At 61.8% G+C, this 26962-nt stretch carries 23 protein-coding genes and 1 tRNA gene; 16 read left to right on the top strand and 8 right to left on the bottom strand.

The window, feature by feature from the left end:
• Positions 1–5: 5 nt before the first annotated feature.
• Both IPV69_RS03150 and IPV69_RS03145 read right to left on the bottom strand, forming a co-directional pair.
• Positions 6–995, bottom strand: a complete 990-nt coding sequence (locus IPV69_RS03150; protein ID WP_206293458.1) for a hypothetical protein — start codon at positions 993–995, stop codon at positions 6–8.
• Positions 996–1067 (bottom strand) — tRNA-Gly (locus tag IPV69_RS03145). It lies immediately after the preceding gene.
• Between the two features lie 127 nt (positions 1068–1194).
• Between IPV69_RS03145 and atpC the strand changes: the two genes are divergently transcribed.
• Positions 1195–1590, top strand: coding sequence for an ATP synthase F1 subunit epsilon (gene atpC, locus IPV69_RS03140; RefSeq protein WP_206293457.1), 396 nt, complete (start codon positions 1195–1197; stop codon positions 1588–1590).
• Between the two features lie 148 nt (positions 1591–1738).
• On the opposite strand, the gene IPV69_RS03135 is transcribed toward atpC, so the two are convergent.
• Positions 1739–2707: a hypothetical protein gene (locus IPV69_RS03135; protein WP_206293456.1), complete on the bottom strand. Its 969-nt coding sequence runs from the start codon at positions 2705–2707 to the stop codon at positions 1739–1741.
• A 225-nt stretch (positions 2708–2932) separates the two neighbouring features.
• Here IPV69_RS03135 and IPV69_RS03130 point away from each other — a divergent pair, with 225 nt between their 5' ends.
• Genes IPV69_RS03130 through IPV69_RS03110 form a run of 5 tightly spaced genes read left to right on the top strand, consistent with a single transcriptional unit; the run spans position 2933 to position 8100 of the window.
• A complete protein-coding gene (locus IPV69_RS03130) occupies positions 2933–4099 on the top strand; it encodes an ABC transporter substrate-binding protein (RefSeq protein WP_206293455.1) in 1167 nt (388 codons plus the stop codon).
• Between the two features lie 51 nt (positions 4100–4150).
• A complete protein-coding gene (locus IPV69_RS03125; RefSeq protein ID WP_206293454.1) occupies positions 4151–5119 on the top strand; it encodes a branched-chain amino acid ABC transporter permease in 969 nt (322 codons plus the stop codon).
• A complete protein-coding gene (locus tag IPV69_RS03120) occupies positions 5116–6504 on the top strand; it encodes a branched-chain amino acid ABC transporter permease (protein ID WP_206293453.1) in 1389 nt (462 codons plus the stop codon). The genes IPV69_RS03125 and IPV69_RS03120 overlap by 4 nt, the downstream gene beginning before the upstream one ends.
• A gap of 59 nt (positions 6505–6563) precedes the next feature.
• Positions 6564–7322, top strand: a complete 759-nt coding sequence (locus tag IPV69_RS03115) for an ABC transporter ATP-binding protein (protein WP_206295634.1) — start codon at positions 6564–6566, stop codon at positions 7320–7322.
• A 46-nt stretch (positions 7323–7368) separates the two neighbouring features.
• On the top strand, positions 7369–8100 hold the full coding sequence (locus tag IPV69_RS03110) for an ABC transporter ATP-binding protein (RefSeq protein WP_206293452.1): 732 nt from the start codon (positions 7369–7371) through the stop codon (positions 8098–8100).
• Between the two features lie 27 nt (positions 8101–8127).
• On the opposite strand, the gene IPV69_RS03105 is transcribed toward IPV69_RS03110, so the two are convergent.
• Positions 8128–8886 (bottom strand): hypothetical protein, encoded by a 759-nt coding sequence (locus tag IPV69_RS03105; RefSeq protein WP_206293451.1) that lies wholly within the window; start codon positions 8884–8886, stop codon positions 8128–8130.
• A 205-nt stretch (positions 8887–9091) separates the two neighbouring features.
• Here IPV69_RS03105 and IPV69_RS03100 point away from each other — a divergent pair, with 205 nt between their 5' ends.
• From IPV69_RS03100 to pstB, 8 genes are all read left to right on the top strand, one after another.
• Positions 9092–9778, top strand: a complete 687-nt coding sequence (locus tag IPV69_RS03100) for an ISAs1 family transposase (RefSeq protein WP_206290838.1) — start codon at positions 9092–9094, stop codon at positions 9776–9778.
• Positions 9775–10251: an ISAs1 family transposase gene (locus IPV69_RS03095; RefSeq protein ID WP_241179937.1), complete on the top strand. Its 477-nt coding sequence runs from the start codon at positions 9775–9777 to the stop codon at positions 10249–10251. Before IPV69_RS03100 ends, IPV69_RS03095 begins: the two co-directional genes overlap by 4 nt.
• 129 nt (positions 10252–10380) lie before the next feature.
• Positions 10381–12144: a sulfatase-like hydrolase/transferase gene (locus tag IPV69_RS03090; RefSeq protein ID WP_206293450.1), complete on the top strand. Its 1764-nt coding sequence runs from the start codon at positions 10381–10383 to the stop codon at positions 12142–12144.
• A gap of 252 nt (positions 12145–12396) precedes the next feature.
• On the top strand, positions 12397–12627 hold the full coding sequence (locus tag IPV69_RS03085; protein WP_206293449.1) for a DUF7219 family protein: 231 nt from the start codon (positions 12397–12399) through the stop codon (positions 12625–12627).
• Positions 12628–12937: 310 nt separating this feature from the next.
• Entirely contained in the window at positions 12938–13999 is a 1062-nt protein-coding gene (pstS, locus tag IPV69_RS03080; protein ID WP_206293448.1) for a phosphate ABC transporter substrate-binding protein PstS, read from the top strand.
• A gap of 106 nt (positions 14000–14105) precedes the next feature.
• On the top strand, positions 14106–15056 hold the full coding sequence (gene pstC / locus IPV69_RS03075) for a phosphate ABC transporter permease subunit PstC (protein ID WP_206293447.1): 951 nt from the start codon (positions 14106–14108) through the stop codon (positions 15054–15056).
• Positions 15053–16000, top strand: a complete 948-nt coding sequence (pstA, locus tag IPV69_RS03070; protein WP_206293446.1) for a phosphate ABC transporter permease PstA — start codon at positions 15053–15055, stop codon at positions 15998–16000. Before pstC ends, pstA begins: the two co-directional genes overlap by 4 nt.
• Positions 16001–16055: 55 nt before the next feature.
• The gene (gene pstB, locus IPV69_RS03065) at positions 16056–16901 is read left to right on the top strand and encodes a phosphate ABC transporter ATP-binding protein PstB (protein ID WP_206293445.1); all 846 of its coding nucleotides are present in this window, start codon (positions 16056–16058) and stop codon (positions 16899–16901) included.
• 104 nt (positions 16902–17005) lie between these two features.
• On the opposite strand, the gene IPV69_RS03060 is transcribed toward pstB, so the two are convergent.
• Positions 17006–20239: a DUF1553 domain-containing protein gene (locus tag IPV69_RS03060; RefSeq protein ID WP_206293444.1), complete on the bottom strand. Its 3234-nt coding sequence runs from the start codon at positions 20237–20239 to the stop codon at positions 17006–17008.
• Between the two features lie 148 nt (positions 20240–20387).
• On the opposite strand from IPV69_RS03060, the gene IPV69_RS03055 reads away from it, so the two are divergent.
• Entirely contained in the window at positions 20388–21782 is a 1395-nt protein-coding gene (locus IPV69_RS03055) for a hypothetical protein (RefSeq protein ID WP_206293443.1), read from the top strand.
• Between the two features lie 12 nt (positions 21783–21794).
• Here the strand turns inward: IPV69_RS03055 and IPV69_RS03050 are convergent, their stop codons facing one another.
• Positions 21795–22244 (bottom strand): hypothetical protein, encoded by a 450-nt coding sequence (locus IPV69_RS03050; RefSeq protein WP_206293442.1) that lies wholly within the window; start codon positions 22242–22244, stop codon positions 21795–21797.
• 325 nt (positions 22245–22569) lie between these two features.
• On the opposite strand from IPV69_RS03050, the gene IPV69_RS03045 reads away from it, so the two are divergent.
• Positions 22570–23592: a zinc-binding dehydrogenase gene (locus tag IPV69_RS03045; protein ID WP_206293441.1), complete on the top strand. Its 1023-nt coding sequence runs from the start codon at positions 22570–22572 to the stop codon at positions 23590–23592.
• A gap of 2 nt (positions 23593–23594) precedes the next feature.
• Here the strand turns inward: IPV69_RS03045 and IPV69_RS03040 are convergent, their stop codons facing one another.
• Together IPV69_RS03040 and IPV69_RS03035 are read right to left on the bottom strand one after the other, a co-directional pair.
• Entirely contained in the window at positions 23595–25514 is a 1920-nt protein-coding gene (locus tag IPV69_RS03040) for a RecQ family ATP-dependent DNA helicase (protein ID WP_206293440.1), read from the bottom strand.
• A 139-nt stretch (positions 25515–25653) separates the two neighbouring features.
• Entirely contained in the window at positions 25654–26835 is a 1182-nt protein-coding gene (locus IPV69_RS03035; RefSeq protein WP_206293439.1) for an ATP-binding protein, read from the bottom strand.
• Positions 26836–26962 lie beyond the last annotated feature (127 nt).

The following is a 26962-nucleotide window of genomic DNA, read 5'->3' as shown; positions in this document are numbered from 1 at the left end:
TGCGCCTATCCGATCTGGATAAGCGTGTAACCCGGGAACGAGTTGTTTGATTCGTTCGATTCTGTGAACGCAGCAGCCGAGTCGACCGAGCCGAGAAGGTAATAGCTGCCGGGTGGAAGACTGGCAGGGACACGCACGCGCAATCGATAGGTGCGAATCTCGTCAGGCGGCACTTTGATGGTGACCTTCCCGATGCCCAGTGGCGTGCCGACCGGGTCGGCGAGTTTGTCGGTGGTGGCCGAAACGAGAACCGACAACTTCCCTGTCGCCGTGATATTGGCACTGTTGAACACCGAAAGTTCCACGGCGAGCGTCTTACCAGGCCGTGCGGTTGTTGGGGTCAGTCCGAAACCTCCGCTAAGATCAATCCGGGGCTGCGCGACGTCGATGTGAACGTTGACATTGGCGGCGATGTTGTCGGCCGCGTCCGTTTCAACCTTGTTGGTACCGGCCGAAAGCCGGGCGATCACGTGGTATTGGCCGTTCGGGACTGACGGTAGCGATGTAATCGCAACCTTAACCACCCGCTGCTGACCGGGCTTGAGATTGAGTTTCGGCGTGACGGTCGAAAAAACCGTGTCGTCCGAACTTAGGTCGTGGTCCTGCGACAGAAACAACTCAATCGTCCCGCGTGTGGCGACAGCGGTTGTGCCAGCATTCCCGACCGCGAGCGAAACGCCGGCCTTGAACTTCTGCCCGATGATGACGGCCGGCGGTGCGACCACCGTCAGATCAGAAGCCGAAAGATTGACCTCCACCGGGGCAACTTCCGACACGGAAAACAGTGCCCGCGGTTCCAGCACTTCGGCAACGATTGTCTGCGGGCGTACCCGGGGCACCGTCGATTGCATAGCGGACATCCTACCTCCTGGTCCAGCTGAAGGCGCGATTCCAAGATCGGCAACAGACAACCGATCGCCCGGAGATAAACAGGTGACGAGGACCCATAAACGAAAACGGCTCGCTGTCCGTTCAGGACAACGAGCCGTCATCAAAGCGGGCGAAGGGACTTGAACCCTCGACATTCACGTTGGCAACGTGACGCTCTACCACTGAGCTACGCCCGCGAACCACTAACTAGGTCGGAAAGTTTACACGACATTCCGGTTTCGTCAAGTCGCCTTGTTGCGTTGACGTGCTTCGGCGACGCCTCTACACTTCCCGCCCTAAACCCTGATACCAGCGGAGCCCGAGATGTCTTTCCAGTGCACGATCGTTACCCCCGAACAACAACTTCTGGACCAGACCGTCACCCAGGCGATTTTGCCGGCGCACGACGGGCAGATCGGCATTCTGACCAGCCGGGCACCGCTTCTGGTCAAGCTCGGCCTGGGCAAACTCCAGATCGACCTGGCTGGTGGAAAGCGACAGACTTACCTTGTTGACGGCGGAATCGCCCAGATGAAGGACAACAAGCTGACGGTTCTTACGTCGGCCGCCTGGGCGCCGCAGGACATCGACGCCGCCGCCGCCCGGGCCGAGTACGACGAAGCACTTAACGCCAAGCCCAGCGATCAGCGTGGCGTGCAGGATCGCCAGCGTAAGCTGAACCGGGCAAAGATGAAGCAGGAGATGGCCGGCGCGAAGTGAGGTTCCGGCGATTAGCGAGGCAGGGTTCGGATCAGTTTCACCAGCCCCCCGCCGGCAATAACAACGTCCTCGTCGCCAGTTGTAGAAACTGCCGACGAGGACGTTCACTTTGCGAAGGTTGACGATCCACGGGCGGCTATTCAGCTACTCAATAGTCAAATCCGATACCCACCCCGCCCCAGATCTGCGTATCAGCCCGAAGATCGTTGTTTAGCCCATCGGTGTAAAAGAGGTAGCCCCGCAGCTTCCAGTCGCCATATCGCTTGCTGATGTTGGCGAGTGTGTTGAGCGAGTAGGCCCCGATCAATCCCACTTCGTAGTGTTGAAATCCGGTGTCCTCCCCGTTTTGAGCCGTAAAGTACCCGTGACCGGCGACGAAGCCGACATTTCCCGTCAGGGTGAGTGTGACGCCGGTGCCCTCAATGACAAAGTCGTGTTTCAGGCCAGCCTCCAGGTAGAGGCCGTCGTAGAGATCGTGGTCATACGCCGCGTAGATATACGGGGCGAAGATGGGCCGGTCCGTCCGAAAGAAGACCGAGTCATCAATCTCGATGCTGCCGAAGATCTCTGAAGTGTTGAAGTCGTCGCGCTCCGGATAGATGTACGTCTGCCACCCGGCGGTCAAACGCAGCGGGCGGATGGTCCAGTCTAGGCCGAAGTAGGGACGGACCTCCTGGAAGCGGGAGACGGGATCGTCGTTGTAGACGTTGGCGAAAAGGCCAACGAACGGGTGTGGTGCGCGACCGAGGTCGAAGGTCAGCTTGCCGTTGAATTGCAGGTTCGGCGCGTCCTCGGTGACGTCGCCGGTCTCAGATGGATCGATCGCGCCGATCTCGCTGCGATCGATACCGCGGTACACATAGTCGGTCAGATAGCTGACGTTCAGGCTGATATGAACGCCACCTTCGTTGACGCCCGTATTCGGTTTCGGCGGCTCGGGATCGGGGTAGATCGATTCGGGTTGATCGACCAGGGCAAACGGGCGAAGCAGAACGATCGGACGTGATTCCTCGATCGCCGGGGCAGCAACCTGGGCACGGGCAGAGGCCGAGGTGAAAACGGCGGCAAAGGCGACCGTGGCAATTCCTGATCGAAGAGACGCTGCTGTCCAAGCCATGCCCGCTCCTGGGTGTGTTCGAAGGCGTACGAAGCGACGCAGACGGGCGATCGCTGCTGACAAATTCGGCGCTGTCGGGCCACTGCCCGCCACGACGATGACTGTATCGACCGGGCCGTGGATCGAAAAGGGCGCTCGCGGGGAGATGGACGTTCGAATCGTCTTGCCGCCGGCGGGCGCGGCCGCTACATTCCCGGCGGAATCAAGCTCTTAGAGGAGTTTATCATGTCGCCCCGCCATCTCGCTTTGCTGCTCCCGCTCGCTCTGTTCAGTGCCGTCATCGGGTGCAAGAAGGATCCTCAGGCCGGTGGTGCCGGTCGCGATACAGGCACGGGCGACATCGTGATCGGTCATTACGCGTCGATGACCGGCAGCGAAGCCACCTTCGGACAATCGACCGACAACGGCATCAAGCTCGCCGTCAAAGAGATCAATGAAAAAGGCGGCATCAAAGGGCGCAAGGTAAAGCTTCAGACCGAAGACGACGCCGGCAAGCAGGCCGATGCCGTCAATGCCGTCAATAAACTCATCCAGCAGGACAAGGCGCTGGCGATCATCGGGGAAGTCGCGTCGAGCCTGAGCAAGGCCGGCGGGCAGATCTGCCAGAAGGAAGGCGTGCCGATGATCTCCCCATCGAGCACGAACCCCGATGTCACGAAGATCGGCCCGATGATTTCGCGTGTCTGCTTCATCGACACCTATCAGGGCGCGATCGGCGCCCGGTTCGTCCTAGAAGAGCTGAAGCTCAAGAAGGGTGCAACGCTTTACGACCGCACACAGGCCTATTCCAGCGGCCTGAATGAAGGGTTTGTCGATGCCTTCAAGAAGCGCGGCGGCGAAATCGTCACGCAGCAGGCGTTTAGCGGCGGCGATACCAGCTTCTCCGCCCAGCTCAAGGAAATCGCGGCGGCGAAGCCCGACTTCATCTACGTTCCGGCCTATTACAGCGCGATCGTCAACATCGGCCTGGAGGCCCAGACCCTTGGCATCAAGCTGCCGATGATCGGCGGCGACGGCTGGGTGTCGGACGTGCTCAAGAGCTCGCGTGACTCGCTGAACGGCTCTTACTTCACCGATCACTACTCGAAGGAAGAGAAGCGCCCGGAAGTCGAGAACTTCGTCGCCAAGTACAAGAAGGAGTTCGGTTCCGAGCCCGACAGCATGGCCGCCCTGGGCTACGACGCCGCCGGCGTGCTGTTTGCTGCGATGGCCAAGGCCCCCACGCTCAACGGCGACGACCTCGCCAAGGCGATTGCCGACACGAAAGACTTCGCCGGCGTCACCGGGAAGATCACGCTGAACGCCAACCGGGACGTCGAGAAGCGGGCCGTGGTGCAGAAGATGCAGAACGGGGATTTCGTGTTCTTCAAGGCTTACGAAGTTGAGAAGTAAGCCGGGTGCACGCCGCCGAAGAGGTCAACCGCGACGCCGCCACCTGTTACTGTGACTAGCTTCTTCCAAATCATTGCCGATGGCATCTCGATCGGTGCCCTCTACGCCCTGGTGGCGTTGGGCTACACGCTCGTCTACGGAATTCTCCAGTTCATCAACTTCGCTCATAGCGATGTATTCGCGCTGGGCGCGTGGGCCAGCCTGACCGCCGCCGCGATGCTCGGGTTGTCTTCGGCGTTCGGCGCGCAGGTTCCGCCGTTCTATCTCACGCTCCTCGTGCTGCTGGCGGCGATGGTGGTCTGCGGTGCGTTCGGCTACGCCATCGAGCGCCTCGCCTATCGACCGCTCCGCAACGCACCGCGATTGAACGTGCTGATCACAGCGATCGGCGTGTCGCTGCTCTTGCAGAACATCGGACAGCTGGAAATCTTCAGGGCCAAGAATCAGGGGATGACAGTCTACTCGATTCCGTTCGGCCCCTTCCCCCGCGTGATGCCGCCGATGATCGTGAACGAGTCGATCACCTTTCTCGGCGTGACGTTCAACACGGTGGACCTGATCATCCTCGCCGTCGCCATGGTCATCATGATCGGCATCGAGTGGATGATCTTCCACACCAAGATCGGCCTGGCGATGCGGGCTGTGTCGTTCAACCATCGCACGGCGGCGCTGATGGGGGTGAACGTCGACCGCGTGGTGTCGTTCACCTTCGTCACAGGAGCGGTGCTTGCCGGCGCGGCGGGGTTCCTTTACTGCCTGAAGTACCCCCAGCTCCGTCAGACCGCAGACACCATGTGGGTGCTCTTCGGGCTCAAGGGATTCGTCGCGGCGGTCGTCGGCGGAATTGGCAACATCCGGGGTGCGATGCTCGGCGGGCTGTGCATCGGGCTAATTGAGTTTCTCGGCGTCAGCACCATCTCCAGCGACTATCGCGACGTCTACGTCTTCTCCATTCTGATCGTGGTGCTGCTCGTCCGGCCGAACGGCATTCTCGGCAAGGCGGTTGTCGAAAAGGTATGACCGAACTGGCAACAACTTCCGACGATGGCGCTTCGGCACTTCGGCCGCCCGGCTGGACGGCCATCCCACGCGCCGTCTGGCCGGTAGTGGTCGGCGTGGTGCTGGCCTACTGCCTGCAGGAGTTGGTCGTCCCCAACACGCCGACCTTCAGCTCGGTGATTGCGTTCGCCGGCATCAACATCCTCCTGGCCGTATCGCTCAACCTCGTGAACGGCTTCGCCGGCCAGTTCTCGATCGGCCACGCCGGGTTTATGGCGGTCGGCGGGTACTTTGGCGCGTCGATCGTCTACTACGGCAGCTACGCGATCTACGGCGACTTCAACTTTCACGGCGGATACCTGAGCTATCTGGGCTCGGCACGGAGTACGCCATCCATGCCATTGCTCGGAGGCGAACTGCTCTTCCTGGCCGGGTGTATTCTGGGCGGGTTGCTTTCGGTCGCCGCAGGTTATCTCGTCGGGCTGCCGTCGCTGCGACTGCGCGGGGACTACCTGGCGATCGTGACACTCGGCTTCGGCGAGATTGTTCGAGTCCTGCTCGAGGGCACGCCGTCGCAGATCAGTCCCTATGGAACGCTGTCCTCGGTTGATCAGGTGATCGTGGACAAGTCGTCGTTTTTCGGCCTTTTGCACCGCGTGGGCGGGCCTCAGGCATTTAACGGGCTGCCCACCTACGCGTCGCATTTCTGGATTTACGTCTGGGTGGCGATCGTGCTGGCGGTGGCGGTTCGCGTGAAGTACAGCGGCTACGGGCGTTCACTGCTGAGCATTCGCGAAGACCTCGTCGCTGCCCGGTCGATCGGCGTGGACGTGACGAAGTACAACGTCCGCGCGTTCATGCTATCGGCTTTCTTCGCCGGTATCGCCGGCGTGCTAACGGCACTTTATGTCGGGCAGATCAAGGCCGGCGACCTAGGCTTCTCGCGATCATTCGAGATCATCATCATGGTGGTGCTCGGCGGCTTGGGGTCGATCTCCGGCGCGTTCATGGCCGCCATTCTGCTGACATTCCTTCCCGAAGTTTTGCGCGACCCGCCGCGAATCTATGATCCGACGGTGCTCGCTGTCATTGCCGTACTGGCGCTGATTGCGGCGGTTCGCGCCCGCCATCGGTGGCGCGTGCTGGGATTGATCGTGGGAGTGTGCCTGGCATACGAGTTGGCCCGCTGGGGTGCCGATGTCTCCGGCCGAAAGCTCTCCGATTTCCGCATGATCATCTACGCGGCGGTTCTCGTGCTGCTGATGATCCTCCGGCCGCAGGGACTTCTAGGCGTGCATGAAATCTGGGAAGTCTGGCCGCTGAACAAGCTGCCGTTCCTCCGTCGCCCGCTGCGGTCATCGTCCACGGCAACTGCCGGGGCTGTCGCTTTGCAGGAGAAGCGATGACGGCCCAGATAACGTCAGCCGCTCCCGCCGCCGCCTCGCCCGCCATCGGCACGGCGCCGATGCTCGATGTGCGCGGCATTGGCATCTCTTTTGGCGGGCTGACGGCAGCGAAGGACTTCAGCCTCGCCCTGCCTGAAAATGGTTTGTACGGACTGATCGGTCCGAACGGTGCGGGCAAGACCACCTGCTTCAATCTGCTGACCGGGATCTACCGCCCCGATACCGGAGCGATCTTCCTCAACGGTGCCGACATCACCGGAATGAAAGCCCATCAGGTGGCCCGCGCCGGATTGGCGCGGACCTTTCAGAACATCCGGCTTTTCGGTGAATTGTCCGTACTCGACAACGTGCGACTCGGCGCCCAGATGCGGCATCGTCACGGGCTGTTCGGCGCGATCCTCCGCCTGGGCCGGCAGGTCGCCGACGAACGAACGGTCGTCCGTGAGTCGGTAGAGCTGCTCGAGATCTTCGGCTTGCTCGATCGTGCCCATGAGCAGGCGAAGAATCTTCCCTACGGCGACCAGCGCCGCCTGGAGATCGCCCGCGCCCTGGCGACCCAGCCGAAAGTGCTGTTGCTGGACGAACCCGCCGCCGGGATGAACCCGCAGGAAAAACTCGAACTGATGGAATTGATCCGCTTCATCCGCGATCGATTCAGGGTCGCCATTCTCCTGATCGAACACGATATGAAGCTCGTCATGAGCATCTGCCAGCGCATCACCGTACTTGATCACGGTGAAACCATCGCCGTCGGCATACCGGCGGAGATTCAGGCGAATCCGAAGGTGATCGAAGCGTATCTGGGCGAACCGGGATAGTTTCCCTTCTCCCTCGTACTCGGGGGAGAGGGATCGGAACTCTGAAATGCTACTCAGCGTAGACAGCCTCGACGTCTCCTACGGTGCCATTAAAGCGCTGCACGGCGTTTCCCTGCACATCGATCGCGGCGAGATCGTCACGCTGATCGGCGCCAACGGTGCCGGCAAGACCACTTTACTTCGGACCATCAGCGGCTTGCTTCGGCCGACCAAGGGGTGCGTTAAATGGCACGGGGAATGCCTGCCCAAGCAGGTCGGTAAGGATGGCGACATTCACTACCGGCCCGCGCACGAGATCGTCCGCCTAGGCGTCAGCCATGTGCCGGAGGGCCGGCAGGTTTTCGCGAGCCTGACGGTACTCGAGAACTTGCGTCTGGGCGCGTACCAGCGGACGGATGACATCACCGCCGACCTGGACCGGTGCTTCACGCTGTTCCCCGTGCTCGCAGAGCGAAGAAGCCAGCGATCGGGGACGCTGTCCGGCGGCGAACAGCAGATGCTCGCGATCGGTCGGGCACTGATGCAGAAGCCCCAGCTGCTGCTCTTGGATGAACCTTCGCTGGGCTTGGCGCCGCTCGTTGTCCGCAAGATTTTCCAGATCATCCGCGAGATCAACGAACAGGGGACGACGATCTTTCTCGTCGAGCAGAACGCCCACCTCGCGCTGACCATCGCGCATCGCGCGTATGTCCTGCAAACGGGGCGGGTCATCAAGAGCGACAAGGCGCAGACGCTCCTCAACGATCCGGAGGTCAAGGAAGCGTATCTGGGGGGATGATCCTGGCAGAGACGGACACGGCCTGCCCTACTTTGCTGGCGGCAGCACGTTGACCGTCACGGTCGCTGTGGCGTCGGTGTACTTGTCGGCGGCAAGGGTTGCTTGCTGCGATTGTCCCGGCAATCGCGGATGCCAGGTGTGCAGCGTGTACGTTCCCGCGGGGACTGGCGCAAAGGTGACGTTTCCGCCGCTGACCGTTGTCGCCACCCAGCCATTAGGTGCCACGAAGATTTCGGCCAGGCGGTCGTCCTCGGCTTTTCCAGACTCGGCCCAGACGGTGATGCTGCCGGGAGCGGACATTGTGGCTGACACGCTCGCTCCCGGCGCGACAGTGCCGATATCGCTCAAAGTGCCGGCTTCGGTGCGGATGTAAACCGCTCGCGGCGTCGGTGACGCGTTGCCGATCCGCACTTCTCCCCCCACTGCCGATACGCCCAGCGTCCACCGTCCCTGCCTGTTGCCCGCGACGGCGTCGATGTCGATCGGTTTGGCGGTCGGTGCTGCTGCCGCCGAACCGCTCTGGGGAACCAGGTACACGACGATGTCGCTGAGGTTCCGGTAGTCGAGCGGACGGAACGGATCGCGCCGGGCCGCGGTGGCATCTTCGACTTCCGGTCGACCGGCGTAGACGTCTGCCGTCTTCACGTCGAGCGTGTAGCCGGTCTTGGGTTCGGCCTTGACCAGCACGCGCAGCCCAGCCTGCCCCGCCGGCAATCCTCCGCCGCAGCCGCCGGCACCGATCGCGAACAGGATGAGCGCCGTGATGGTTAAGGTAGTCGTTCGCATGGCATTGACAGTTTACCGCCCGACCGCCAGATTCGCTGTGGCTTTCTGGTTCTTCTGCAGGGATCCGGGAGGGCAATCGCATCTCCTTTTGTCGATGGTTGTGTTTTGTACGGGTTGCGCTTTCTAACTTCTCTCGCTATCACTCCTTCACCGGTCGCGAAGCTTCGCTGGTAACAACTTTCATCTCCTGAAACGGAGCTTCGCCATGGATGGCCCTGCGACCAGTGGTACCCTGCGCGCGTTTTCCAACCTCCCCGATCCTCGCGGCTGCAACGTGATTCACAAACTCCACGACATCCTCGTCATCTCCGTCTGCGCCGTCATCTGCGGTGCCGACGGCTGGGTCGACGTTGAACTCTATGGCAAGAGCAAGCTCTCCTGGCTGCGAACCTTCCTGGATCTTCCCCACGGCATCCCGTCTCACGACACCTTCGGTCGCGTCTTCGCCAAGCTCCATCCCGACGCCTTCGAGCAGTGTTTCAACGCCTGGGTCGGCGCGATCGCACAGTCCGCCGGCGGACGACTGATCGCGATCGACGGCAAGGCCATCCGCCGGTCCTTCGAACACGCCTGGGCCAGGAACAACATGACCCACATGGTCAGCGCGTTCGTCGACGCCCACCGGATGGTCTTCGGCCAGGTCGCCGTGGATGACAAGAGCAATGAGATCGAGGCGATCCCGCGGCTTTTGGGCCTGTTAGACATTCAGGACGCGACGGTGACGATCGATGCCGCCGGCTGCCAGACGCAGATCGCCAGACAGATCGTCGATGCCGGCGGCAACTACGTGCTGTCGGTGAAGGAGAACCAGCCGAGGACCAGGCTTCGCCTCGTCCGACGCTGCACGCGAAGGTCAGGAAGCTGCTGGACGAAGCGATCCTGGGCGGCATGAAGGACGTGAGCCACGGCGTCCACGAGGAGTTCGACGCCGACCACGGCCGGCTGGACACCCGCAAAGTGTGGGTGATGGACGAAGTGCACTGGCTCGGCGACCTATGTCAGCAGTGGCCGGGACTGGCCGGCGTGATCGCGGTCGAACGCAAGCGGGAGGTGCTTGCCGGCAAGAGCAGCGTCGAGCGGCATTACTTCATCAGCAGCGTCGCAGGGACCGACGCCAGGGCGATGGCGGCGGCGATCCGCGGCCACTGGGCCATCGAGAACAAGCTGCACTGGCAACTGGACGTGAGCTCCCGCGAGGACGAGCGGCGGATCCGCAAAGGCTATGGTGCGGAGAACTACTCCCGGTTGTGCCGGCTGACGCTCAATCTTCTCAAGCGGGACAAGAGCATCAAAAACGGGATCCACGGGAAACGGTTAAAGGCAGGTTGGGACGAGCACTACCTGCTCCGTCTGCTAACGACCTGAACATGCAATCGCCCTGAGGGATCCGGTGACAAGGCCCTCAATATTCGCACCGTCCAGCCGTTGCAGCAGAGTGGCCGATCCGAGTGATGGATCGATTCCTTTGCGCCCTTCTCACGTAGAACCGACACCATGAACCGACTGCTCACGCTTTGCGCTGCAATCTTTCTGACGTGCGGCACGGCAACCCGGGCTGTTTCCGCCGCTCCGCCGAACATCGTCGTCATCCTGAGCGACGACCAGGGCTGGGGCGACCTGAGCATTCACGGCAACACGAACCTCTCGACGCCGAACATCGATTCGCTCGCCCGCGACGGCGCGATGTTTGACCGGTTCTACGTCTGCCCCGTCTGCTCGCCGACCCGAGCCGAGTTTATGACCGGTCGCTATCACCCCCGCGGCGGCGTTCGAAACGTCTCCACCGGCGGCGAGCGGCTCGATCTGGACGAGAAAACCATCGCCGACACCTTCAAAGCCGCCGGCTACAAGACCGGTGCGTTCGGTAAGTGGCACAACGGCACCCAGTTCCCCTACCACCCGAATGCCCGCGGCTTCGAAGAATACTATGGCTTCACCTCCGGTCATTGGGGCGACTACTTCGACGCGTTGATGGATCACAACGGCGATCTCGTCACCGGCAAGGGATACATGGCCGACGACCTGACCGACCATGCGATGCAGTTCATGTCTGCCAGCAAGGACAAACCGTTCTTCTGCTATGTGCCGTACAACATTCCGCACTCGCCGATGCAGGTGCCGGACCGGTTCTACGCCAAGTTCGCCAAGGCCGACCTGAAGTTGCGCGACGACAACCCGGGTAAGGAAGACCTGGAACACACCCGCGCCGCACTGGCGATGTGCGAAGCGATTGACTGGAACGTCGGTCGGATTCTGAAGCATCTCGACGACCTCAAGCTCGCCGACAACACGATCGTGCTCTACTTCAGCGACAACGGCCCCAACGGCTTTCGCTGGAATGGCGGCATGAAGGGGAAGAAGGGCAGCGTCGACGAAGGCGGCGTCCGGTCGCCGCTGCTGATTCGGTACCCCGGAAAGATCGCCCCCGGGACCAGGATCCCGCAGATCTCTGGCGCCATCGATCTGCTGCCGACGCTCGCTGATTTCGCTGGCGTGAAAGTCCTTTCGAACGGTCCGCTCGATGGTCGTTCGCTCGTTGACGTTCTGACGGGAAAGAAGGTCGAGACCGACGACCGAATGATCTTCTCCCACTGGAACCGAAAGGTGTCGGTGCGTACGCAGCAATACCGCCTAATGGACGGCGGCATCCTCTACGACATGGCGGCCGACCCGGGTCAGAAGACCGATGTCGCCAGGCAAAATCCCCAGATCGCCGAGAAGCTCAGCGCCGCGCTTGCTGCTTGGAAGGCGGAGATGTTTCCGATGCTGTCGAAGGACGATCGGCCGTACACCGTCGGCTCGCCGGAGCACCCACTGACGCAGTTGCCGGCGCGTGACGGCGTACCGCATGGCAATGTGAAGCGGAGCTCGGGCGCACCCAACTGCTCTTATTTCGTGAACTGGACCAGCACCGACGACCGCATCACGTGGGACGTCGAAGTCAAAACAGCCGGCAGGTATGAAGTTGTCGTCTGGTATAGCTGCCCCGCAGCCGAAGTAGGGTCGGAAATCGAGCTGAGCCTCGGCGACGTGAAAACGACGACGAGGATTGCCGAGCCGCACGACCCACCATTGCGCGGGAAAGAACATGATCGTACGGCATCCCGCGGTGGCGAAAGTTACGTCAAGGACTGGAAACCGCTGTCGCTAGGGTCGGTCAACCTGACCGCCGGTCGCGGCGAGCTGACGCTCAAGGCGGTCAAGGTGGCCAGCAAGCAGGTGGCGGAGGTGCGCATGGTATTGTTGACGCGCAAGTAGTGACGGCCGGGTATGTCGGCACGACTGCGCCAGGCTCTCGGCGTTGCGGGGCTAACAGCGCCACAAGTACTGGCATCAATCGGCCGATACTTCGATAATTCCGTCGCCTCGCCGCAGGCCGGTGAACAGGCCTGTTGTTTTTGCACGGAACACTGTCAGAATGAACGGCGTGCCGTGCGAAGTATCGCAGACCTCGGAAGCCGGTGACGGCTCCCACCACTGCCGGAGCATTCGTCCGCGGGAGACCCTATCTTGACCGACAACGCATTCTCGCCGGAAGAACTACTCATGGAGGCCAACATTCGGGAGTTTGGCCATACCATCAGTCTCATCTGCGCGTTGGAAACGGGCGGGAAGATCACCTCGGACGAAGCCTACACACTCATCAAGAAGACCTGGCGCGAGCTCAAGGAAAGCCGAAACATGCTCTTCGGCAAGCGGTCAGGTCCAGCCGCCGACTCATCGCAGGATGATGACATATAGTGGTGGCGTCGGCCGCCCATCCCATTTCGAAAGTAGAGTCGCCGGCTATCAGACGGTGTTGACGCGCCCGTTCTCCCGGGCGAAGGGGATACACTGACGTAGCTCCGAGACGAAGCGACCCACCTTTATCCGTGCTGCCGACGCGGGGATTTTTCAATAGATTGCCAAATCCAATTGTTTGTGCAGCGTTAAGTCTCTGCTATGGGTGCAGGGTGACGTCGACAAGCCGTCTGCCTTGGGGGTAAACCTACGCCCTCGTTCGACGAGCTGTCGACTCTAGATCCAAGGCTGAAAGAGGGAGCGAACTTCGATGATCCGATCCAAATTCCAAGGCGTATTGTCCACTCTGGGCCGCAGCGCACTGGTCGTCAGCGTTGCCCTGGCCGGCTGGTCCTGCAAGTCGGAAGGCGACGGCAAGAGTGGCAGCAACAGCAGCAGCGGTGGTTCCGTTGAACTCGTCGGCGCGGGTGCCACCTTCCCGGCCCCCATCTACACTCAGTGGTTCAAGGACCTGAACGCTAAGAACAAGGACATCACGGTCAACTACCAGGGGATCGGCAGCGGCGGCGGCGTGAAGCAGTTCACCTCGGGCACCGTCGATTTCGGCGCTTCGGATGCCGCGATGACTGACGAAGAAATCAGCAAGGTTAAGGGCGGCGTGGTCCTGCTGCCGATGACCGCCGGCTCGGTCGTCGTCGCTTACAACGCCCCCGGCCTGAACATCAAGCTTTCGCGGGCAGCTTACCCTGCGATCTTCAGCGGCAAGATCACCAAGTGGAACGACCCGGCGATCGCCGCCGCCAACCCCGGCGTGAAGCTGCCTGACATGCCCATCAGCGTTGTCTCTCGCGCCGACAGCAGCGGCACCACCTACTGTTTCACGAGCCATCTCGCCGCGATTGACCCTTCCTGGAAGGCCGGAAAGACCGCCAAGTTCCCGGGCACGGCGGCCAAGGGTAACGACGGCATCGCCGCCCAGGTGAAGCAGACCCCCGGCTCGATCGGCTATGTCGAGTTCAGCTACAGCAAGGACCTTCAGGTCGCCGAGCTGGAAAACAAGTCCGGCAAGTACGTCAAGGCGACCGCCGAGACCGCTGCCGCCGCCTTGGCAGCGACCGAGATGCCCGAAAACCTGATCGCCTGGATCACCGATCCGGCCGGCGATGCCGTCTACCCGATCGTCACTTACACCTGGCTCATCTGCAAGCCAGTCTACGAAGACGCCGCCAAGGGCAAGGCCGTCAAGACCATGATCGAATACGGCCTGACCGACGGCCAGAAGATCGCCAACGAACTGGGCTACATCCCCCTGCCCGCCGCGGTGGTGACAAAGGTGAAGGCCAAGGCCGAGACCATCAAGGTCGGCGCCTGATCGATCGACGGAACGCAGTCGATTTGTTCCAACGTAATCAAAACCGGGGCGGTCTCTCACGGCCGCCCCGGTTTTCGAAGTCTGATATGACTACAGGTTCATCCACATGACAGTCATCAGTCACGATTCCGGACTGACCCAAGGGAGCATTACCCAGCCGCCCTCAGGGTTCGACCGGTTCATCAATACCGGTACCAAGCTCCTCGCCTGGTTCTTTGCGATTGGTACGATCGCACTGCTGGCTTACATCATTTATGAGATTGGCCTGTCGGCGATCCCGGCGATCAAGGAGCACGGCGCGAGCCTGATCACCAGCAACGAGTACGAGCCCAACGCCGACAAGTACGGCCTGCGGGCACCCATACTCGGCACGCTCTACAGCTCGGCGCTGGCGTTGGCGATCGCCACGGTTTTCGGCCTGGCGATCTCGATCTTCCTGAGCCAGGGGTTCATTCCGCGAAAGCTCGAAGTTGTCTTCAAGAACATCGTGGAACTGCTGGCGGCGATCCCCAGCGTGGTCTACGGGCTGTGGGGCATCTACTTCGTCATTCCTTTTCTTCGCGACATGCTCGAACCGCTTGGTTTTACCCTGGGTGCCCGTAGCATGCTTCCGGCCGCACTGGTGCTGGCAATCATGGTGCTGCCGACGATCAGCGCGATTTCCTACGACGCGCTCACGTCGGTGAACCCGCGAATCAAAGAGGCGGCGTTCGGCCTGGGGGCGACACGTTGGGAAGCGATTCTCAAGGTCATCGTTCCCACCGCTTCGACCGGCATTTTCGGGTCGGTCATTCTGGGGTTCGGTCGCGCCCTGGGTGAAACAATGGCCTTGGCGATGCTGCTGGGAAACAAGAACGTCTTCAGCTTCTCACTGCTCGATCCCGGCAACACCCTCGCCGCTCTGATCGCCAACAACTTCCCCGAAGCCGGTGAAGTCGAAATGAATGTACTGCTCTTCGCCGGCATGACCCTGCTGGCGATCACGCTGGTGGTGAATGTCATCGGGGCAAGCATCATTCAGGTCGCCAACCGCGGAAAGAAGGGGGCACGGCAATGACAGCGATCACTCCGACCAAGAGTCCCGCGTCAACCAACCTGCCGGCGTCGGCGTTTCACAGGGACTACAAGTCGATCCGTACGCTTGTCAGCGTCGGCCTTTCTGTCCTGGCCGGCACGCTGACGGTCGTCGCCTGTATTCCGCTGTTCTCCGTGCTGTTCATGCTGATTGTCCGAGGCGGAACCCGTCTGCTTCAAGGCGGACTGGCGATCTTTACCGAGCTTCCGCCCGGTGCGATGGCCAAGCCCGGTGAAGGCGGGTTCGGCAACGCGATCGTGGGAACCCTCACCATGGTCGTCGTGGCAGTTCTGATTGCGGTGCCCTTCGGCATTATGGCGGCCATCTTCCTGACGACCTTCGGTGCCAGGAACCCGCTGTCCACGTTCGTCCGCTTCGCCGCCAAGGTTATGACCGGTCTGCCCTCGATCCTGGCAGGTGTATTCGCGTACGTCGCGGTGGTGCTGCTGACCGGCGGCTTCTCGGCCGTCGCCGGCGGTGTTGCCCTGTCCGTCCTGATGATTCCCATCGTCATGCTGACCGCCGAAGAGGCGATCAAGATGGTCCCCCAGAAGATGAAGGATGCGGCGATCGGCATGGGCTGCACGCCGGCCCAGGTCACCTGGAAGATCACCATCCCATCGGCAATGCCGGGTATACTGACCGGCGTCATGCTCGCGGTCGCCCGGGCGGCCGGCGAAACCGCCCCGCTTATCTTCACGGCGATGATGAACAATTTCCGCTGGGCGATCGACGGTAAGCAGCCGTTCGTCCACCTGATGCGTCCGACAAGCTCGATGGCCGTGTTCATCTATAATTCGTCGGCGAGTTTTTCGCAGAACCTGATTGACCTTGCATGGGCTGCTTCACTGGTCCTGGTGATGATGGTGCTCTTCTTCAACATCGGCGGGCAGTTACTGTCCCGCGGCAGTCGGCCGAAGCGGTGAACCTTGCCGGTGCGGACCGGAGGTACCCCTCCGTTCCAACAAGAGGTATGAACTCATGAGTAGCGAACCCAAAGTCGCGGACATCCTCAAGAAGCTCTCCGAGCCGGTGCACGCCCCGCAGCCGAAGCGCGAGGTCGTGATCGATTGCCACATCAAGGAGCTCTACTACGGCAACTTCAAGGCCGTACGTGACACGCATATCCCGATCGAGCGCAATACCATCACGGCGTTCATCGGGCCCTCGGGCTGCGGCAAGAGCACCGCGCTGCGGTGCATTAACCGCATGAACGACCTGATTCAGGGGTTCCGCTTCGAAGGCCATGTCCACTACCGCGGCCAGGACATGTACGACAAAAAGGTCGATCCGGTGAACGTCCGCCGATACATCGGGATGGTCTTCCAGCAGCCCAACCCGTTCCACATGAGCATTTTCAACAACGTGGCGTTCGGCCTCAAGCTCAACCGCTTCAAGGGCGACCTCCATGCCCAGGTGGAAAAGTCGCTCCGCGGCGCCGCCCTCTGGGATGAAGTGAAGGACAAGCTCAAGGCAAGCGGCCTGTCCCTTTCGGGCGGGCAGCAGCAGCGGCTTTGTATTGCCCGCGCCATCGCGACCGAACCCGAAGTGCTGCTGATGGACGAACCCTGCTCGGCACTCGACCCCATCGCTACCCGCCGGGTGGAAGAACTGATGATCGAACTGAAGCAGAAGTACACGATTGCGATCGTAACGCACAACCTGCAGCAGGCCGCCCGCGTCGCCGACAAGACCGGTTTCATGTTCGTCGACACCACCAAGGGTGGACGCACCGGATACCTCGTCGAGTTTGATGACACGGTCAAGATCTTCCGCGACCCCTCGGCCCCCGAAACCCAGCAGTACATCCGCGGCGAATTCAGCTGATCGTTCGCTGTCCGACCGCAGACAAGAGAGAGTGGCGCGAGGCTCCTGCCCGCGCCACTCTCTTTTTTGCCACGTTGCCGGGTGCATCGCGAACTTCCAGTCGTTCAATTCTTCGTCAATGCCTCGTCCAGATTCAGAATGATACTGGCGACCATCGTCGCCGCCGCCAGTTCGCCGGGCGTCGCCGACGACACGACCGGTTTGACGCCAATCTTCAGTAGAGCCGTCGCCGCGGACGGATCGGTCACAAACTCCTTTCGGAACTGCTCCCATCTTCTCGTAAGAACGCCCAGCTCGGCGTCGGTCGGCTTGCGGGCCGTCGCCAGCCGGAAGCCAAACGCCGCCCGTTCGACATCGGACGTGCCCCCTTCGGCGAGCATCCGGCCGGCCAGGTGACATGACGCCTCGACGAACGCCGGCTCGTTGAGCAGCGTCAGCGCCTGCAACGGCGTATTCGTGCGGGACCGCCGGGCCGAACAGAACTCGCGGTCCGGCGCGTCGAACGTCGTCATGGTCGGATGCGGGACGGTGCGTTTCCAGAACGTGTACATGCTGCGGCGATAGAGGTCGTCGCCGGTGCTCTGCTGCCAGGTGGTGCCGGGATAGTTCGCGCCCACCACAATACCTACGTAGAGCGACGCCGGCTGATAGGGAAAAACACTCGGCCCGCCGACGCGAGGCCGCAGCAATCCGGAGACGGCCAGCGCCTGGTCGCGGAGAAGTTCCGCCGGCAACCGGAAGCGCGGCCCACGGGCCAGCAAGCGGTTTTCGGGGTCGCGCTCGACGAGTGCGCGGGTGACATCGGAAGTCTGTCGGTAGGTCGCCGACAGCACGAGGGATTTCAGGAATGATTTGGTGTTCCATCCGCCGTCGACGAAGTCGCGGGCGAGGAAATCGAGCAGTTCCGGATGGCTCGGCCATTCGGACTGGAAGCCGAAATCCTCGACGGTCTTGACGATTCCGGTACCGAAGAGCTGAGCCCACCAGCGATTGATGACAACGCGCGACGTAAGCGGGTGATCGGGCCGCGTGAACCATTTGGCAAGGCCCAGGCGGTCGCGGGAGGCACCCTCCGGCCAGCCGACCAACAACGATTCGGGCACGCCCGGAGAGACCGGATCGCCGGGGGCATCGTACATGCCGCGCTTTAGTACTGATGCTTGTCGCGGGACAGCAATATCGGCCATCACCATGACCGACGGGGCGGAACGAACGGTGGCGAGTTGCTCTTCCCGCGCGTGATTGAACGCGGCTCTCGCCGCCGCGAAGTCGGAACTGCGACTGATCAGGTTCGCATCGCCCGACCAGTTCTGGTAGTGCGGCGATTCATCTTCCGTTCTGCTCGTTCGGCTCCGCTGCTCATATTGGGAGATTGCATACGGCCAGGCCGACGCCGCGAACATCGACCGGATCTCCTCGCTTGAAATCGCCGATCCGTAGGCCCTTATGTCGTCAATCGCGCCGCGCCATGCGGTGGCGTCGTGTCCGGTGTCGGCTGCGATGAGCCACGGTCTCGAGACGACCGCGCCGTTCATGCCGTCGTGGAGGATTCGCGTCGACCGTTCGCTACCGTCAATGAACATGCGCACACGCTCAGCCGGCATGTAAGCCTGTGTCGCCGGGTCAGCCGGCAAGAGCTGCACGACCACGTGATGCCACTGATCGGGTTCAATCGCCGTGCCCTCGCTACGTACCTGCATGGCGTATACCGGCCATCGTGCGCTGGCACGAAACTCAATCTGGCATCTGACAATGCGGACCTCCGCGCCCTTCCCATACTGCGCGTCGGCAGGCGAGCCGGATCGGTCCTGGTTCGACAGGATTGGTGCATCCGCTGGCGCATCCTTCGACGGCTTGACCCACATGGACAGCGTGAAACCCTTGGGATTGTTGATGTCGATCGCCTTGGCGTCGATGCTGCCGACCGCACCTTTCCCATCGGCAAGCCACGCCTTGCCGCGAATACCGTCGACGAGACTGGGCTTTCGCTCCTTCGCAAAACTCCAGGCGTTCGCCTTCGCGTCGGCCGTGTCGGCGCTCAGTTCGAGAGTGGGCTTTGACGAAACCCTGGTCTCTGCCTCGGCTGCCGACTTGCCGATCGCCTTCACGTCGATTTCGCCAGAGCGTTCCTGCAACGCGATCGCGATGACGTTCTCCGCTTGCTGAAGCCTGGTAAGCATCTCCTTCTGCTGAACGATCTTCGCCTGCTGCTCTTTCGTCGGCGCAGCCATCAGCGGCACGGCGTTCGCCACCCGTCCGTCTTCGCCGAACTCGGCGACGTCGTTGAAGAACGCGTAGAATTCGTAGAACGCTTTCTGGGTGATCGGATCGAACTTGTGATCGTGGCAGCGGGCGCACTCGAACGTCAGCCCGAGCCACGCGAGGCTGGTCGTGCGGACGCGGTCGGCGACGTACTCGACGCGATACTCCTCATCGATAATGCCGCCTTCGCTGTTGATGACGTGGTTCCGGCCGAAACCGGTCGCGAGGCGCTGATCGAGCGTGGCGCTGGGCAGCAGGTCGCCGGCGAGCTGTTCGGTGATGAACTGGTCGTAGGGTTTGTTGCTGTTGAAGCTGTCGATAACCCAGTCGCGCCATCGCCACATGGAGCGGGCCGAGTCGTTATTGAAGCCGTGGGTGTCGGCGTATCGGGCGATATCGAGCCATTCAATCGCCTGGCGTTCCCCGAAGGCTTCGGACGCGAGCATACGATCGACCGCGGCTTCGTAGGCGGTTTCGCCACGTGCTGTGACATCCTGAAGAAACGCGTCGATCGCGGTTGGTTCGGGCGGCAAACCGGTGAGATCGAAACTGGCACGGCGCAGCCAGATTTCAGGTTTCGTCTCCGGCGTCGGTCGCAGACCTTCCGTCTCGAGCCTGGCGAGCACGAATCGGTCCAGGGGCCGGCGAGGCCATTGGGCGTCTTTCACCACCGGCAGTTCGGGCTTCCTTGGCGTGATGAACGCCCAGTGCTTCTGGTAGGCGGCGCCTTCGGCGATCCATCGCCTGAGCGTGTCGATCTGCTCCGCCGAGACACGCCGGTTCGATTTGGCCGGCGGCATCTGCTCTTCCGGGTCGTGCGAGATCAGCCGCTTGATGATGTCGCTGGCGTCGGGCTTGCCCGGAACGATCGCCGCGTGACCGCCAAGGTCGGCGACCGCGGCTTCGCGGAGGTCCAACCTGAGATCGGCCTTGCGATTTTTGGGGTCCTGGCCGTGACAGAAAAAGCAGTTCTCGGAGAGAATCGGACGGATGTCACGGTTGAACTCCAGCGGCGCGGCGACCGCGGCAGCGGCTTGAAGCAGGACTAACAGCGGCACGAGTCGTAGAAGCGACATGGCAACTAGTGTGCCAGAAATGCCGCGGCATTTCCTCGGGAATGTTCGAATACCAGTACCGTGATCCTGGTTGCTCGCAACGTCCGCTGGTTGTCGGCGTAGCGAGGGACGAGCCATATCCACTACGGCATTCCCGCGGAGGCCTGCGATGCGATCTATCTCACGTCGTCAACTGCTCCAGGCTGGCCTTGCAGTTGCCGCAGGGTCACTGGGCACGCGGTCCGCGTTTGCGTATGTGCCTTCGGGTGACGAGGTGCCACTCGGAAACCGACCGCCGCAGGATCCGTCGGTCAAGGTACTGCATCCTCGCGACCGCGTACCGCTGTCCTTCATCATCGACGACTCCACCTGCCTGGTGAACATGGGGGCGTACTGCATGCCCCAGTTCAACTCGGCCTGGCCGCAGAATCCGATCTACTGGCGGAAGTGGCAGGACTGGCCGCGCGAAATCCCCGACAGTTTTGTCCGCGAGTTCGGCGAGTTCTGCACCGAGCAAGGTGTTCGCGGCAAATACAGCCTGGTGCCCATGCCTGCATGTGTTGGCTGGCTGGACCGCGAACTGCCCGGCTGGTCGAAGAAGCACCTTAAGGAGAGCCTGCAACTGGTTCGTGACCTGATGGTGCCCAGTTGGGACATCACGCCGGAGATGGTGACCCACACTCGGATGATCGATCTCAAAACCGGTCGGCCGATCGAGCCGGCCGGCCAGAACACGATGGAAAACGCCTGGCCACCGGAGAAAAAGAGCGTCGATGAGATGGCGGCGTACATCGCGTATGCATTGCAGATTCTGAAGAACGCCGAGATCCCCTGCGAAGCGATGACCACGCCCGGCGGGTTCGGGAACAAGAGCAAGAGCGAACTCTCGCTGGGGGCGCGGCAGGCGATCAGCGACGTCTTCGCACCAGAGATTCCGCACTACTTCAAGTACATCGCCGAAGGCACGGAGAGCACCGCACCCCGCCTGGAGCATGTTGAAGGTGTCGGCACGGACCGCATCAAGCTGATCGCAAACGTCCCGGCCGGCACCGGCGACTGGTTCGGCGGCTGGGACGGCGACCGCCCGCCCGAGGGGCACAAGTACGTCAACGAAGACGGCACCGCCGGCCGGATGGTCGAACTGATCGAACGTGGCGACCCCGCCGTCATGTTCTGCCACTGGGCGGGTCTCTACTCGCACGGCAAGAAGACTGGACTGGAAGCCTGTAAGAAGGTCATCACAACGATCAACGGCAAGTACCGGGACAGGACCATCTGGATGAAGACCAGCGAGATGGCGAGATACCAATCCGCAAAAGAACTGACGAAGATCGAGAAACGCGGCAGGGAGATTGTCTTGACGGCGCCATTCGCCTGCCCGAGCTTTACGCTGGAGATTGCCGCGTCGGGCAACTTTCCGGCTTTGTCGCACGCAGGGATGCCCATTCCGCTGGCTCGAAAGACGACAGGCGACGCCCTCAAGCCCGGCGTAGCGCAAGGACGGAAAGACACTTGGGCGATCTGCTTCGACCTGCCGAAGGGCGCTACTGTACTGACCGACTGATGCGGACAGATGTCACCGCTTCGGCGAACGGGATCGCATCCAGTCCCGCCAGCGACGGCGAATGTGTTTGTTCTCCGTCAGTGGGCGTCCGCACTCCGGGCAGACACGTAGCGTCATGCGGAGATCGTAGCCACACGAGGGACAGATCACCTCGCGGTGAACCACGCCCCAATGCTCTTCCAACTGCCGTTCAAGCCAGATCGCGGTATCGGGACTGCACACAAGTAGCCGGACTTGTCGGCCGTCTTCAAGCAGGGCGTAAAGACTCGCCCCGCCGCTGCCCGGCCAGCGGTTCCGAATGAATAGCTGAAGTACGTCGTGGCGATGCAGTAGCGCATTGCGGAACAATGGCAGTGGCCCATGACTGACTTTAAGGACGGCGTCGTCGGAGGCGACGAGCGTTCTGTTTCGCAAGCCGCACACGCCTGTGTAGGCACCGCCGATGCCAATGAGAACAAACATCAGACGAATCGGAAGAACCAGTTCCGTTGGGCCAGGCAGCGTAACGAGCAGCGCCATGACGCACGATGCTGCCGAGGCAGCGATCAGTACCACGTGATCAAATCGACGCCAACGATAACGAAACCAGATTACGTTCCCGTCGCGATGAGCCTCCAGGTCCGGGGGCCGACCTCCGATCGGGCTGACGATTGGTTTTCCCGGCCGAAGATCGGGCATAGGCCTCATTCTCTTCGATCTGGCATCGAGCGCGAAGCCGATTTGCCACCTCGAATCGACGGCGAACTGTCCGCAAGGTACCTTTGATCCCACAGGAGCAAGACGAGCCATGACCCACCCCGCCGTTGTCAACTTTTCGGCCGAGAAACATTCCGTCGAGCTGCGCGAGTTACCAACGCCGGAGATTGGCCCGGACGATGTGCTGCTATCGGTGTCGGCGGTCGGCGTGTGCGGGTCGGACCTGCACCAATGGACGAACGATCATTCCTGGCAGGTGAACTATCCCGTCGTGCTGGGTCATGAGTTTGCCGGCGTCATCGCCAGGGTTGGCGCGAATGTCACGGGGTGGAAAGAGGGCGACCGCGTCGTCTCCGAGACCGCCGCCGTCATCGACGCGAACAGCCCGCTGACCCGCCAGGGGCTCTACAACCTCGACCCGACCCGCAAGGGTTTCGGCTATGGCGTCAACGGCGCGATGACCAGGTTCGTCCGCGTCCCGAGTCGCATCCTGCACCGCGTCCCCGCGAATCTGCCGTTGGAAATCGCGGCCCTCACCGAGCCCTGTTGCGTGGCGTTTAACGCCGTCGTCAAGAACGGCCGCATCACGCCGGGCGACCGCGTCGTCGTCTTCGGCCCGGGGCCGATCGGGTTGTTGTGCGGCGCGATGGCCCGGCTGTGCGGCGCGGAAGTCGCGGTTGTCGGCCTGGAGCGCGACCGCGAGCGGCTCGAGATTGCAAAGGGCTACGGCTGTACGCCGATCGTCAGCGGACTTGAAGAATGGTCGAAGGAAATCGACGGCTTGGGTGTCGATGGCGTCGTCGATGCCGCGGGCGTGTCGGCGACGCTCAAGATGTCGATGCAGATCGTTCGGCCCAACGGCTGGATTAGCAAGGTCGGCTGGGGGCCGCAGCCGCTGAACTTCTCGCTCGATCCACTCGTGCAGAAGAACATCACGCTGCAAGGCAGCTTCAGTCACAACTGGCCCATCTGGGAACGAGTGGTCCGGCTGCTGTCCACCGGCCAGCTCGACGTGCGCCCGATCATCGGCGGAACCTGGCCCTTGGAACAATGGCACGAAGCGTTCGAGACTATGCATTCCGGGAAGATCGCCAAGGCGGTGCTGAAGCCGTAAGGCTATTGGCTCTGCAGAGCCTCGAGCACCATCGGTCCGTACTCCTGCAGCTTGAACGTGCCCATCCCCTTGATCTTTGATAGCCCCGCTTCGTCCTTGGGATCGGCCTCAGCGATCGACCGCAACACGCTGTCGTGAAAGATGACGTACGTCGGCACCTGCTTCTCCACGGCGAGTCTGGCGCGCAGCTTACGCAGCATCTCGAACCGCGACTGGGCGTCGGCGTTCATCTCTGAGGCCTGTGCCTCATACCGCTTTTTGCGGACCGTGCCGGTCCCCTTGCTGCTGAAGTCATCCTTGCGCGGCAACAGATCGACGAGCGAGACCGGCGGCAGCTCCTGTGCTTTCATCACCGCAACGCCGGGGCCCGTGAGTTCGACCACCGGCCGCCCGACGACGCCAGGCGGATTGCGCTGCTGGGCGAGCCCGACATCGATGACGCGGTAGATCATCGCCATGATGCGCTTCGTCGGCAGCTCGCGAAGCAGCCCGAAGACCGACAGGTTCTGGAGACCCCACCGCGCCAGCTTCTCGGATTCTTCCCCTTTGAGCACCTCGGCGACCATCCCCACGCCGAACTTGCCGTTCATGCGGGCGATCGCCGAGAGGATCTTTCGAACCAGCAGCACAAGCTCATCAGGAATCACGATCTCGCCGTCGGTGTCGGCGTGTGCCGCGGCGAGTTGTTCGTGGCCCAGGCAGATGTCGCAGCGACAATCTGTGACCGGTGATTCATCGCCGAAATAATCGAGGATCATCCGCCGCCGGCACACCTGCCGCTGGCAGTAGCGGATCAGGCGTTCGAGCTTTTCGTGGGCGTGCTGCTTGAGGGTTTCGAGCGCCTCGAAGTTGGCATCGGGGTTCTCCTCGCCGGTCTTGTCGATCAAGAACTCCTGCGTGTGCCGGTCGGCGTAGCTGAAGAGGATAATGCACCGTGCCGGCCGCCCGTCACGGCCGGCGCGGCCGGCTTCCTGGTAGTAGGCTTCGATATTGGCGGGAATGTTGTAGTGGACCACCAGGCGGATGTCGGGCTTGTTGATGCCCATGCCGAACGCATTAGTCGCCACGGCAACCGCGCCCGGCGTATTCATGAACCGCTGCTGGTTTGCCGTCCTAGCCGCCTGATCCATGCCGGCGTGGTATGCGAACACCGACCGGTCCTTCAGTTGTTCCGAAAGTTTGGTCGTGACTTCGTCGACGTTCTTCCGTGTCGAGCAGTAGACGATGCCGCTGCCCGGTTCCTTTCGGAAGATATCGGACAGCTCGCCGATCTTCACCGACGGCCTGGCCGGCCGGCATTGATAGCTGAGGTTGGGTCGATCGAACCCCGTGACCACCACGCTCGGATCACGCAGGCCGAGGTTGGTGATGATCTCTTCGCGGACGTCTTCCGTCGCGGTCGCCGTTAGCGCGATGCAAGGAGGATCGCCAAGTTTCTCGCGGAACTCGCGAAGCCGCATGTATTCCCGACGGAAATCGTGCCCCCACATGCTGACGCAATGGGCCTCGTCGACGGCGAAGATCTTCGGCTTCACCGCCTGCATCAGCTCGACGAAGTCGTCCATCACGAATCGCTCGGGCGCGACATAGAGCAGGCCTTCGAAGCCGTTGCGGATTTCGTCGTAGATCTCGCGTCGAACGGCACCCGACACAGTGCTGTTCAGCAGGCAGGCAGGAATTCCTTCGTCACGAAGCTGGCGGACCTGGTCCGACATCAGCGAAATCAGCGGCGAAACAACGAGCGTAAGCCCCCCACCAATCGCCGCCGGAAACTGGTAGCAAAGACTCTTCCCCGCCCCGGTCGGCATGACGCACAGGACGTCCTTGCCGGCCATGATGTCTTCAATCACTTCGCGCTGCGCCGGCCGAAAATCGTCGAGGCCGAAGGTGTGCTGAAGCTGGTCACGCAGGGGATCGGACATTGCGGAACACAGTATAGCGATTGTGACCCGGCGAGTCGTATCGCTCTCATTGGCTAAGTCCGCGGAAGATTGCGACGCGCGAGCTCAGAAGGTCACCAAAGTCCCGTGCAAATCGATATGCACATGCACTCCACGCGCATCACCCTGAAATCTGCTGCCGTCCCCACTCGTCGAACCGCTTGATCATCTCCTTCGTTACTGACCTCGGCGCTTCCCTGATCACGTCCTCAATAATGTCCATCGTGATCAGTCCGTCCGTTCCGGTGGCGACGGCGGACAGGAATGGGATCACCGCCGCGCGATCGCAGATGTACTTGATGTCGGCACCGCTGTAGCCCTCGACCTTTTCCACCAGCGCATCGAACGTCACCGCCGGGTCGAGCGGGCGCTTGCCGAGGTAAATCTCGAGCAACTTGCGCCGAGCCGGCGGATCGGGCAGCGGGATGTAGACCTTCTCGTCGAATCGGCCCGGCCGCATCATCGCGGGGTCTAGCTGCCAGGGGACGTTGGTCGCTCCCATTAGTAGCACGGCCCGACCGCTCTTGCGGTCGAAGCCTTCCACGCCCTGCAGAATCTGTGGGACGACGCGTTGCATCACGCTCGATCCGCCGTCGTCGCGGCGGGCGGGGACGAGCGATTCGATTTCGTCAATAAAGATGATGCTGCGTTTCTCGCCGGCGGCGGCTTCGAACAGCTTCTTGATGTTCTGCTCGGCCTCGCCGACCCATTTGCTCAGCAGGTCGGCGGCGGAGATCAGGAAGAATGTCGCATCGATCTCTCCCGCCGTCGCCTTGGCGAGCATCGTCTTGCCGGTGCCGGGCGGGCCGTAGAGCAGCACGCCGCCACCGGGGCGAATGCCGAACTTCTGAGCCAGTTCGGGGTGCTCGAACGGATAGATCATCTTGAGCTTGATGTCCTGCTTGACGGCCTCGAGGCCGGCGACATCATCGAACTTCAGGTCGGGTTTGTCCTTTACGACCCACTGGCTGGCGTCCTTTTCTTCGTCATCGCCGTTACCGCCGCCGCCCGATTCCTTGGACGCCCCGCCGGTCGTGCTGCCGGGTGCGCCGCGCCGGGCAACCTGCGTCACCCGGCGGTTCTCGGCCTTGGCTTTTTCGCAATCCTTGGCCAGGTCCATCAGCTTCTGCGCCATCTCCCGGCGGGCTTGTTTGAGCTCTTCGCCCTGGGCGGTCTTGGAGAGGTCAAGAATCGACCGTGCGGCTTCAAGGAGGTAAATCCTGGCCGAATCCCACTGCCCGGCGCGACGGGCGTCGATGCCCTTTTGCCGATACCGCTCGAATGTTTCGTAGGTGACCGACATATTCCCGCGATTCTAGATTGCGTACCGCGGATTGAAAGCATGAACTTCGACGGACTCGCCGCGTCCAACGCATGCTGTCAGTAACGGGGGTATTCGCGACACACCCCACGGCCTGCGATCGGTTGGC

Origin of the sequence: Humisphaera borealis (genome assembly GCF_015169395.1) — a bacterium.
Lineage (GTDB): Bacteria > Planctomycetota > Phycisphaerae > Tepidisphaerales > Tepidisphaeraceae > Humisphaera > Humisphaera borealis.
Note: the sequence above shows the minus strand (reverse complement) of the source record. Positions and strands in the feature narration are given on the sequence as shown.